Origin of the sequence: Microbacterium sp. (assembly GCF_052102115.1) — a bacterium.
Classification (GTDB): Bacteria; Actinomycetota; Actinomycetes; order Actinomycetales; family Microbacteriaceae; genus Microbacterium.
In genome coordinates, this window is the sequence record NZ_JBQDVP010000002.1 from 153,016 (window position 1) to 163,622 (window position 10,607).

Genomic DNA, 10,607 nt, shown 5'->3' on the forward strand with positions numbered 1-10,607 from the left:
GCTCGCTCAACGACCGGGGAGCAAGTCTATGTTTCACGTGAAACATTCGAGCGCGGTACCCACCGATGCGGGGATGTCGGCGCCAGCGATTAGAGTGGAATGCGGCCATCGAGAGGAGTGGATGTTTCACGTGAAACAGTCCGAACAGACATCGCCGAACGGGGCCTTCGGGGTCGATACGCCACTGGCCCGCGAGATCGCTGACCTGAGTGCTCGCCGCCGCACTCTGGACGACGTCGACCTCCACTTCACAGGGCAGACCCGCGTTCTGACGGTGTCGAATCAGAAGGGCGGCGTCGGCAAGACGACGACCGCGGTGAACATTGCCTCCGCTCTGGCATCCTTCACCGCGAAGGTCCTCGTCATTGACCTCGACCCCCAGGGCAACGCCTCTACGGCCCTCGGTGTCGCGCACAACGCGGAAACTCTCAGCATCTACGACGTTCTGATCGATGACGTCCCACTCGCTGACATCGTGCAGACAAGCCCGGAATCCGAGAACCTGCTCTGCGCACCGAGCACCATTCACCTCGCCGGCGCCGAGATCGAACTCGTCTCGCAGGTCGCACGTGAGCATCGGCTGCGCCGCGCGCTCGATCAGTACGTCGCGGACCAGGATGTCGACTTCGTCATCATCGACTGTCCGCCGTCGCTGGGACTGCTCACGATCAATGCCTTCACCGCGGCCTCTGAGGTGTTCATACCGATCCAGTGCGAGTACTACGCCCTCGAGGGACTCAGCCAGCTCCTCGGCAGCATCCAGATGATCCAGAAGCACCTCAACCCCGACCTTCACCTCTCGACGATCCTGCTGACGATGTATGACGGACGCACCCGTCTCGCACAGCAGGTCGCCGACGAGGTGCGCAATCACTTCCCCGGACAGGTGCTCGACACGGTCATTCCGCGTTCGGTGCGCGTTTCCGAGGCACCGAGTTTCGGCCAAACGGTCATCGCATATGACGGATCATCCGCCGGTGCGGTCGCCTATCGCGAGGCCGCTGTCGAGATCGCGTCCCAACAGGCGCAGAACGAGGAGAACTGATGGCGAAGCGCACCGGACTGGGCCGAGGAATCGGCGCCCTCATACCCACGGCCGACCAGTCGGCTCGTCCCGTCGATGTCTTCTTCCCCGGCGGCACGATCAGCCCGGTCGAGGCGGTCAGCGAATCCGAGACGAACGACAAGCCCGACGAGGTTGTCGAAGAGGAACTGACAGCGGTTCCCGGCATCCATCTGATGCAGATCGACCCGAAGAGCATCGTTCCGAACCCGCGTCAGCCGCGCACGCACTTCGATGTGGACGACCTCGCCGAGCTCGTCCACAGCGTCCGCGAGTTCGGCGTGCTGCAACCGGTCGTCGTCCGCAGGAACGGTGATGGCGACTACGAACTCATCATGGGGGAGCGGCGCACCCGCGCAGCGCGCGAGGCCGGCCTCGAGGCGATCCCGGCGATCGTGCGCGACACGGCAGACGAAGACCTCCTTCGCGATGCGTTGCTCGAGAACCTGCACCGCTCCGAACTGAATCCGCTGGAAGAGGCGTCTGCCTACCAGCAGCTGCTCGAAGACTTCGGCATCACGCAGGAGGAACTGGCGACCCGCATCGGCCGCTCTCGCCCGCAGATCAGCAACACGATCCGGCTGCTGAGGCTCCCGGTCCCCGTGCAGCAGCGCGTCGCGGCCGGGGTCCTTTCGGCGGGACATGCTCGTGCCCTGCTCTCTCTCGACGACCACGAGAAGATGCAGAAGCTCGCCGACAAAATCGTCAACGAAGACCTTTCCGTGCGCGCGACCGAAGAGGCGGCCAAGGCACTCCCTTCGACCGGAACGACCAAGCCGAAGCCGCAGGCGGGAGCCCGACGGGCCTATCTCGACGAGGTGTCCGGCAAGCTCGGCGACCGCCTGAACACTCGAGTGAAGATCACGCTCGGTGCACGAAAAGGCCAGGTCGCGATCGAATTCGCGTCAATTCAAGACCTCAACCGCATTCTCGCCGAACTGGGTGAAGGGCAATACGGCTCCTGACCCGCAGCACGGGTTTCTCGCCCCGGCATCCGTCCCGTTCTAGAGTGGGCTGAGACCGGAGGGGAATCACATGGCAGAGAAGAAGACCACGCCTGGGCGCCTGAGCGCACGGGTCGTCGGAATCAGTATCGCCGCCGCACTCGGCGGCTTCCTGTTCGGGTTCGACACCGCTGTCATCAATGGCGCCGTCGACGCACTGGCCGGGGCGTTCGAACTCGGGCCGGCCCTGCAGGGCTTTGCCGTCTCGTCCGCGCTGATCGGTTGTGCGATCGGTGCCTGGTTCGCCGGCAGTCTTTCGAACAAGCTCGGGCGCATTCCGGTGATGGTGATCGCCGCGATCCTCTTCCTCGCCTCATCGATCGGATCGGGCTTCGCCATCGGTGTCGTCGACCTCATCGTGTGGCGTGTGATCGGGGGACTCGGCGTCGGTGCGGCATCCGTCATCGCCCCTGCGTACATCGCCGAAGTATCGCCCGCGAAGGTGCGCGGCCGCCTCGGCTCCCTCCAACAACTGGCCATTGTCACCGGTATCTTCACCGCGCTGCTTTCGAATGCCCTGCTGGCGAACATCGCCGGATCTGCGGCAGACGTACTCTGGTTCGGCATCGACGCGTGGCGCTGGATGTTCATGATGGAGGCGATTCCTGCGATCGTCTACGGAGTCATGGCGCTGCGCCTCCCCGAGTCACCGCGCTTCCTTGTCGCACGCGGCCAGATCGACAAGGCCTCGCAGGTGCTTCACGACTTCACCGGCGAGACCGATGTGAACATCAAGATCGAAGAGATCCGCAGCACCCTCAACTCTGAACAGAAGGAATCGCTCAAGGATCTGCGCGGTGACCGGTTCGGTTTGAAGCCGATCGTCTGGGTCGGCATTCTGCTCAGTGTCTTCCAGCAGTTCGTCGGCATCAACGTGATCTTCTACTATTCGACGACGCTGTGGCTCTCGGTCGGTTTCGAAGAATCGCAGGCGCTGCTGACGTCGGTCATCACATCCATCACGAACATCGTCGTCACCATCGTCGCGATCCTGCTCGTCGACAGGGTCGGGCGGCGGCCGATGCTGCTGACGGGTTCCATCGGCATGGCGGTCACGCTCGGCATGATGTCGGTCGCTTTCTCGTTCGGCACGTTGCAGGACGGTGCTGTCACGCTTCCGCAGCCCTGGTCGCTGATCGCACTGGTCTGCGCCAACGGCTTCGTGGTGTTCTTCGGGGCGACCTGGGGCCCGCTGGTCTGGGTGCTGCTGGGGGAGATGTTCCCGAACAGCATCCGCGCCGGAGCGCTCGCGGTCGCAGCCGCGGCGCAGTGGATCGCGAACTTCTTCATCTCGACGACCTTCCCGGCCTTCGCGGAGATCGGGCTCACCTTCGCATACGGGTTCTACGCATTCTTCGCCATCGTGTCGTTCTTCTTCGTCTTCTATCAAGTGCCCGAAACGAAGGGTCGAGAGCTCGAAACGATGACGGATGTTGTGAATCTGCCGGGCCGCGGAGGCAAGAAGCGCGCGTAGGCTGGATGCATGTCTGAAGCCGTTCCCCGTCGCGCCAGCCTCGAGGTGCTACGTGCCGAGGCCGCCGACGAACGGGCGGTGCTGGTCCAGGAACGGCTGCTCAACGGCGAGGACCCCTGGGACTTCATGGAGGACCTGCCGAGCATCGACGAACTGGTCGTGTACCTGCTGCGCGCCGACAACATCAACGCGAACGACGGCGTGCGCCCGAACGCGGCCCGCAACTACCGCGTGATGCGGCAGATCGCGCTGGAGTATCCCGAACTGACGCCCGCGGTGTGGGGGCTTCTCGGTGACGGCGAACGCCAGCGCGTGTGGGATGCCACGATCGCTGACGTCTCGTAGCATCCTCCTGAGGAAAGAGCCCACGTCGCACGCGAAAGAGCCCGCCCTCCCAGGAGGGAGTGACGGGCTCTGAGGCGAAGCAGATCAGCCGATGAACGCGGCCAGGTCCTGCTCGAGTGCGGGCTTGGGCTTGGCGCCGATGATGGTCGTTTTGACCTCACCGCCGCTGAAGACCTTCATGGCCGGGATCGAGGTGATCTGATACTTCATCGCCAGCTCGGGGTTCTCGTCGACGTTGAGCTTCATGATGGTGATCTTGTCGGGGTGCTCGGCCTGAATCTGGTCCAGTACCGGCGCGACCATGCGACACGGTCCGCACCACTCGGCCCAGAAGTCCACGAGCACGGGACCATCGGCCTGCAGCACATCCTGCTCGAACGTCGCCTGGGTGGTTACCTTGGCAGTCATCAGCTTCTCTCCTTGATTGAGGTTCACCCGCTACAACAGCGAGCTGAAGAAATGTGTTCCCCGGTGCTGCGCGTCAGGCGATGACCGTGGCCGCCTCGGCGGCCGGGACCTCCACCGAAGCGTCATCGAAATCCGCGAGGAAGTGCTCGGCATCCAAAGCCGCGACCGTACCGGAACCGGCGGCGGTGATCGCCTGACGGTACGTCGGGTCGATGACGTCGCCGGCGGCGAAGACACCGGGGACCGACGTGCGCGACGACCGTCCGTCGACCCAGATCGTGCCCTCGGAGGTGAGCGTCAGCTTGTCGTGCACGAGGTGGGTGCGCGGGTCGTTGCCGATGGCGATGAACAGACCGTCGAGGGCCAGCTCACGAGAACTGCCGTCGGTCGTCGAGCGCAGGGTGACGCCGGAGACGGCGTCGCCGCCGGTGATCTCCTCGACCTCGCTGTTCCAGATGAACTCGATCTTCTCGTTCGCGAACGCCCGCTCCTGCATGATCTTCGAGGCGCGCAGGGTGTCCTTGCGGTGGATCACGTAGACCTTGTCGGCGAAGCGGGTGAGGAAGGTGGCCTCTTCCATCGCCGAGTCGCCGCCGCCGACGACCGCGATCGTCTTCTCGCGGAAGAAGAAGCCGTCGCACGTCGCGCACCACGAGACGCCGTAGCCGGAGAGGCGCTCCTCGCCCGCGATGCCGAGCTTGCGGTACGCCGAGCCGGTCGCGTAGATGACGGTCTGCGCCTCGTGCGAGGCACCGCTGCCGAGCGAGACCTTCTTGACCGGTCCGTTCAGGTCGAGCGAGGTGACATCGTCGTAGACGACCTCGGTGCCGAACCGTTCGGCCTGCTCCTGGAACTTCGTCATCAGCTCGGGGCCCTGGATGCCCTCGGGGAAGCCGGGATAGTTCTCGACGTCGGTGGTGTTCATCAGCTCGCCGCCGACTTCGACCGAACTCGCAATGAGGAGCGGTTCGAGGCTCGCGCGCGCCGCGTAGATGGCGGCGGTGAACCCGGCCGGGCCGGAGCCGATGATGATGACCTTGCGCATGTCCTCTTCCTTCTCGCGTGCGGCTTCTCGTGTGCCGACGCGTTACAGCGTGAAACCCATCGTAACCGCGTGGCATTCCCGTGCGGTGGTTCGCGTCAGGGCGTCGTCAAGACTCCGGAGAATCGGATGCCGCAGCATCCGTCTCGTCGCTCTTTCGGCGCCGGACGATGGTGCGCACGATGCCGAGCACGAGCAGCAGGCCGATGACGCCGCCGAGGATGCCGAGGCCGATGCCCTCCCATTCGGCGCGCACCGTGACGGTGGCGGTCTGATCGGTGCCGATGTGCACGCCGGTGGGCGACGTGAGCCGGAAGTCCACGTCGAGGACGCCGCTGCCCACGCGCGCTTCGACGGGGACCGTCGCCCGCGTATTGCTGGCGGGCTGGGCTTCGACGGGCGTCTCCGGCTGGATGTCGAGGCGCGCGTCGGAGGGTCGGGAGTGGAGGGTGACGTTCACCGGCCAGGGCAGGTCGTTGCGCACCCAGACCGGCAGGGGGGCGGCGGAGGTGAACAACTGGATCGGGCTGGGTTGCTGCACGCTGACGGCATCCAGGGTCGCCGTGGTCGCGGTGCTGTGAGCGCCCGCGCCGGCGGCGAGGTTCTCGGCGCTGCCGACGCCCATGAGCCGCATGATCTCGATGCGCTCGGGCGACAGCAGCACGAGCGGGTCTTCGAGCACCGACGAGAAGGTGGTGAGCGCGCTTTCGCCGTCGAGCAGCTCGTGCAGCGTGTCGACGCGGGCGGTCGATGTCTCACCGACGAGTGATGCTGAAGCCGGCTTCGCCTTCTCGAGCGCCACGAGCGTTGCCGGCTGTGCGACGGTCGACAGGGACAGGATCGCTTCGCGCAGCGAGTCTGCCGTGCGGGTCTCGTCGCGCGCCAGCCCGATCAGCGCGGGCTGGGACCCGGTGTACGCGAGGTGCGCGATCGCGGTCGTGATCGCCTGCTCTCTACTCGCCTCATCATCGGGCGCTGCTGCGGCTTCCGAGAGCGCGGCCGAGGCATCCGCGGTCACCGCCAGCGCGCGATGTCCGTCGACATCGACGACGGGGGCGTCGCCGGTCGAGAGCGACGTCGAGGGCAGGATCGTGGTCGCATCTGCGTCGAGATACTCGTCGAACACCGCCAGATCGCCGGGTTGTGCGTCGCCGAGGGGCCACAGGATGCCGTCTTCGCTGCTTCGGATGGCCGTGAGCTCCTCGTAGTCCGGCATCTCGGGCGCCGTGGGCGTCGGCGAGGGCGACGGAGAGGGGCTCGGGGTCGGTTCGATGAAGTTCTCCGACAACAGGTACGGCGTCAGCGGGAGCGGTTCGAGCGGCTCGTCGAGCCCGGCTCTGGCCTGCACCGTGGCATCCGCATCCCCTGCCTGCAGGGTGAAGCGCTCGTTCGAGAGGGATTCGAGTCGCGTCAGCCACGCGGTCGCGCTCGTCGGGGCTGCCGTACCGAGCGCGCGGATCGCCGCGGGGATGAGTGGGTCGACGGCGAGTACGGCCGACGTTCCGGCGACGCCGTCGAGCTGGGCGGTCAGGGCACCGTCGGGGGCGGTGAGCTCGTCGAGTTCTTCCGCGGTGAGCAGGCCGCCGTCTTCGGGGGTGGCGGTGATGGGGACGAGCACCGTGATCTCTCGGGAGCTGTCGGCATCGACGATCAGGACGCTGGTGGTGCCGAGGATGCCGGCTGACGACTCGCCCGACAGTCGGCCTCTGATCGGGTACACACCGGCGTCGATGTCGCCGATGGCCGCGGCCGAGGCGCTGATCGACGTCGTGGACGAATCGGATGCTGCGACCTCGTCGGCCTCGGTGGTGCCGAGGGAGGTGAAGGATCCGGCGGCATCGCCGGCGGTGAGCCAGGCGGTGAGTTCGTCGGAGTCGCTCAGCGGCGTCTTGTTGATCTCGACCGTGAGGCGGCCGGCGGGGACGGGCTCGTCGCTGCCGTTGTCGACGGTGAGCGTCGCGGTGACCGGCGCCTCCGAGGCGACGACGCCGTGCAGCCCGGCGGTCAGCGACAGACGCACGGTGCCGTCGTCAGCAGCATCCTGCGTATCTGCGACCGCGGTGGGGGCGGCCGCGCCCTGCGCTCCGAGGCTGAGTCCGAGGACGAGAGCGAACGCGAGAGCGCCGTGCGTCACACGATGCGCGCGGGCGCGTCTGCCGGTTCGGGGGCTGATCAACGTCTCTGGTCTTCCTCGGGCGCGCGGGCGCCCGTGAGCTCTGACCCGGCAATTCTAGGCGGGCGCCTTCGGTGAAGGCTGAAGGCGCGTAGAGTGACGGCCGTGTCCGACGCCCTTCCGCCCGTTCCCGAACCCGCTCTCGTCTCGGCGTTGGCCGCGGATCTGGATGCTGTGGACTTCCGCTCCGAGCCGTTGCGGCGGCTGTGGGGAGAAGAGGCGGATGACGCGCTCGGCCGCGGGGTACGCGAGCCGTTGCTGCGTTCCATAGATGGGGATTCGGGAGCGCTGGCGACGCTGGGGCGCCTCTTCGTACTCGGGATGCCGCAGCCGTCTGCGTCTGTCGCACAGGCGCTGCCGCGGCTAGGGATGGATGGTCTTGTCGCCCTGGGTCTCGCGCGTGTCGCAGGAGCGGATGCCGTGCCCGCGGCAGTCGTGCGGCCGCAGTCGTTCGTGGATGCCGACGGTATCGGCGAGTGGTGGATCGCCAGCGACCTCGACGAACTGGCGCTCGGTACCGAGCTGCCCGCGGATCACGTGCTCGGTGTGGGCGGGGCCTCTCGCACCCTCGCCGAACTGGTGGTGCCCGTGCCGGTGTCGCGGGCACTCGACCTCGGTACCGGATGCGGCATCCAGGCGCTGCTCGTCTCGCGCCATGCGGGCGAGGTCGTCGCGACCGACATCTCGGCGCGGGCCTTGGCGTTCGCGGCGCTGAACGCGCGGTTGAACGGTGTGGGTAATGTGACGTTCCGGCAGGGCAGCATGTTCGAGCCGGTGGCCGGCGAGGCGTTCGACCTCATCGTGTCGAACCCGCCGTTCGTCATCACTCCGCGCGTCGAGGGGGTGACGGCGTATGAGTACCGCGACGGCGGCCTGATCGGCGATGCGCTCGTGGAGCAGTTCGTGCGCTCGGTGGACTCGCACCTCACCCCCGGCGGCGTCGCGCAGCTGTTGGGGAATTGGGAATCGGGCAGGAGGCCCGGCCTCGAACGGCTGGAGTCCTGGATTGCGCCCGAGCTCGACGCCTGGGTGATCGAGCGCGAAGAGCTCACGCCGCTGGGCTATGCCGAGCTGTGGATTCGCGACGCCGGGACGACGCCGCGCGAGCCCGCTTTCGGGCGGATGCTGGAGGCTTGGCTCGACGACTTCACGGTGCGCGGCGTCACAGCGATCGGGTTCGGGTACGTGCTGCTGCGGCGCGCGGCCGCACGCGAGGGGGAGCGGCTGCGTCGTTTCGAGAGGCTTTCGCAGCCGCTGTCCGGCACCGGACGTGCGCTGCGCGACGGCCTGGCCGCGCATGATCTGCTGAGCGCCGGCATCCCGCACACGCTGGTGACAGCCTCCGACGTCACCGAGGCGCGGCACTACATGCCCGGCGATGACGACCCGAGCGTGATCGAGCTGCGTCAGGGCGGCGGGTTCGGTCGCACCGTGTCGGTGGACACCGCGCTCGCCGGATTCGTCGGCGCGTGCGACGGCGAGCTGAGCGTGTCGCAGATCGTCTCGGCGCTGGCCGACCTGTTCGAGGTACCGCTGGCCGACCTGTGGGGCGAGCTCGAACCCCGGATCCGCGGGCTGGTGCTCGACGGGTTCCTTGTGGCGGAGGCGTGAGCTCCTCGCGCTCGGGCGGAGTTCTCTGGCTTGGGCGGAGGATTTACCTGACTTCTTCCGCCCGACGCTGAGATCTCCTCCCGAGACTGGGTGCGACCGCGGCGGCTCCCGTGGCGCGAGAGGGGAATGCCGCCGGCATCCATGCGGTTGCATGTGATCATGAAGGCTTTCGGATTCCTCTCGTTCGGGCACTACGCACCCGTGCCCGGATCAGGCACGCGCACGGCCGGCGACATGCTGCACCAGAGCATCGACCTCGCCGTGGGGGCGGATGAGATCGGCGTCAACGGCGCCTACATGCGCGTGCACCACTTCGCGCGGCAGGCGGCGTCGCCGATGCCGCTGCTGGCGGCGATGGCCGCGAAGACCGAGCGCATCGAGGTCGGCACCGGTGTCATCGACATGCGCTACGAGAACCCGCACATGTCTATTAGGCAATAAGCGGTTAGAGCGTGACTGTGGATAAGTCTGTTAGCAGTTAGTGCGTACGCAGCAGTAAGTCTCTCTTTAATGCGAAGTACGCTCTAACCAGGACTTTTTTTGCTAGCAACGCCTCGATCAAGGGAGTAATCTCGACCCTGAACCCGTCCTGAGGTGGCATGGAAATGCCGCCTCGTCCTTGCAGTGGACAGAGGCGGCATAGAGATTGATTTCCGATGCTCAGCATACCGGCAGACGCCGACCCTCGCACCCTCCCCGCTCCTCGCAAGCTCACCCTCGCAGAGATGCAGCGCGACGTTAGCGCGATCACGTCAGATAAGCGCGAATCAGTTAGCGCGTATATCGCGTCAGATAACCTACGTCCTTCCAGGGCGTATGGAGAAGAGGAGATCGACGCACTCGTCGCGGATCTCGTCGCAGCTCGTGCAGCTCGTGGACATCGCAAGATGATGCGCAGACCCTTCCGCCGTCGTGGGCAGCGTGAACTGTTCGACGTCGTACGTCTCCACCTCCGTCGCCTTTGTCGGCGCGTGCTGAATGATCGATGCCGAGACGGTCTGGAGCCTCCCCACCATGATCTGCTCGTGCAGGCGCTGGAGAGGTACCTAGAGCAGCAGCTATGGCACTTGGTCTACTTGCAGGACTACGGCGAGCAGCGGGACCCTCAGCGCGTCCGCAGGACCTACCTGGATGAGTCACGCTCAGGGATGACGGCCATCGAGAGCGTGGCACGATCTTGTGCGCGTTACGCGCTAAACAACTGGAGCCCCGACTACATCATCGAGATGCAGCGTCTCGGGAAGATCGGCGGCAAGATCGGAAAACGAAAGCCGAGCTGGACCGCCGACGACCTCGACGCACTCGCAGCCCTGGACGGGCTCACCGTGCCGCAGCAGGCCAAGCGCATGGGCGTCTCGATGAGCAGCATTGATCGGATGCGCCGAGCGCTCAGAGAGCGATAATCCGACGCTGACCATCGTTCGCTGACATAGCGGTCGATATCCTTCCTGATCCAGTCAGGGAGACACGATGTCACAGCAACACAC

Annotated in this window: 9 protein-coding genes and 1 pseudogene; 7 read left to right on the forward strand and 3 right to left on the reverse strand. The window is 66.1% G+C overall.

Annotation, left to right across the window (positions count from 1 at the left end; all coding sequences use genetic code 11):
• Nucleotides 1-121: 121 nt before the first annotated feature.
• The 4 genes from ACTICP_RS01575 (at nt 122) to ACTICP_RS01590 (ending at nt 3,886) form a co-directional block, all read left to right on the forward strand.
• Nucleotides 122-1,045 carry a ParA family protein gene (locus ACTICP_RS01575; protein ID WP_441888830.1) on the forward strand — a complete coding sequence of 308 codons (924 nt, stop codon included), beginning with the start codon at nt 122-124 and terminating at the stop codon, nt 1,043-1,045.
• Nucleotides 1,045-2,028, forward strand: coding sequence for a ParB/RepB/Spo0J family partition protein (locus ACTICP_RS01580; protein WP_441888832.1), 984 nt, complete (start codon nt 1,045-1,047; stop codon nt 2,026-2,028). Before ACTICP_RS01575 ends, ACTICP_RS01580 begins: the two co-directional genes overlap by 1 nt.
• 70 nt (nt 2,029-2,098) lie before the next feature.
• Nucleotides 2,099-3,541 (forward strand): sugar porter family MFS transporter, encoded by a 1,443-nt coding sequence (locus ACTICP_RS01585; protein ID WP_441888834.1) that lies wholly within the window; start codon nt 2,099-2,101, stop codon nt 3,539-3,541.
• 9 nt (nt 3,542-3,550) lie between these two features.
• Nucleotides 3,551-3,886, forward strand: coding sequence for a tryptophan synthase subunit alpha (locus ACTICP_RS01590; protein ID WP_441888836.1), 336 nt, complete (start codon nt 3,551-3,553; stop codon nt 3,884-3,886).
• An 84-nt stretch (nt 3,887-3,970) separates the two neighbouring features.
• Here ACTICP_RS01590 and trxA read toward each other — a convergent pair whose 3' ends face one another.
• From trxA to ACTICP_RS01605, 3 genes are all read right to left on the reverse strand, one after another.
• Nucleotides 3,971-4,294: a thioredoxin gene (gene trxA, locus ACTICP_RS01595; RefSeq protein ID WP_441888838.1), complete on the reverse strand. Its 324-nt coding sequence runs from the start codon at nt 4,292-4,294 to the stop codon at nt 3,971-3,973.
• 73 nt (nt 4,295-4,367) lie between these two features.
• Nucleotides 4,368-5,339 carry a thioredoxin-disulfide reductase gene (gene trxB, locus ACTICP_RS01600; protein ID WP_441888840.1) on the reverse strand — a complete coding sequence of 324 codons (972 nt, stop codon included), beginning with the start codon at nt 5,337-5,339 and terminating at the stop codon, nt 4,368-4,370.
• 106 nt (nt 5,340-5,445) lie between these two features.
• Nucleotides 5,446-7,512 (reverse strand): DUF6049 family protein, encoded by a 2,067-nt coding sequence (locus tag ACTICP_RS01605; protein WP_441888842.1) that lies wholly within the window; start codon nt 7,510-7,512, stop codon nt 5,446-5,448.
• A gap of 93 nt (nt 7,513-7,605) precedes the next feature.
• Between ACTICP_RS01605 and ACTICP_RS01610 the strand changes: the two genes are divergently transcribed.
• From ACTICP_RS01610 to ACTICP_RS01620, 3 genes and pseudogenes are all read left to right on the forward strand, one after another.
• Entirely contained in the window at nt 7,606-9,120 is a 1,515-nt protein-coding gene (locus ACTICP_RS01610) for a DUF7059 domain-containing protein (protein ID WP_441888844.1), read from the forward strand.
• Between the two features lie 159 nt (nt 9,121-9,279).
• Nucleotides 9,280-9,540 (forward strand): annotated as a pseudogene (locus tag ACTICP_RS01615) (LLM class flavin-dependent oxidoreductase); the annotation flags it as partial.
• 728 nt (nt 9,541-10,268) lie between these two features.
• The gene (locus tag ACTICP_RS01620) at nt 10,269-10,523 is read left to right on the forward strand and encodes a hypothetical protein (RefSeq protein ID WP_441888846.1); all 255 of its coding nucleotides are present in this window, start codon (nt 10,269-10,271) and stop codon (nt 10,521-10,523) included.
• The last annotated feature ends 84 nt before the right edge of the window (nt 10,524-10,607 follow it).

Coding starts and splice junctions, on each gene's coding strand:
- ACTICP_RS01575 (WP_441888830.1), top strand. CDS start 122: ATGTTTCACGTGAAACAGTCCGAACAGACATCGCCGAACGGGGCCTTC.
- ACTICP_RS01580 (WP_441888832.1), top strand. CDS start 1,045: ATGGCGAAGCGCACCGGACTGGGCCGAGGAATCGGCGCCCTCATACCC.
- ACTICP_RS01585 (WP_441888834.1), top strand. CDS start 2,099: ATGGCAGAGAAGAAGACCACGCCTGGGCGCCTGAGCGCACGGGTCGTC.
- ACTICP_RS01590 (WP_441888836.1), top strand. CDS start 3,551: ATGTCTGAAGCCGTTCCCCGTCGCGCCAGCCTCGAGGTGCTACGTGCC.
- trxA (WP_441888838.1), bottom strand. CDS start 4,294: ATGACTGCCAAGGTAACCACCCAGGCGACGTTCGAGCAGGATGTGCTG.
- trxB (WP_441888840.1), bottom strand. CDS start 5,339: ATGCGCAAGGTCATCATCATCGGCTCCGGCCCGGCCGGGTTCACCGCC.
- ACTICP_RS01620 (WP_441888846.1), top strand. CDS start 10,269: ATGACGGCCATCGAGAGCGTGGCACGATCTTGTGCGCGTTACGCGCTA.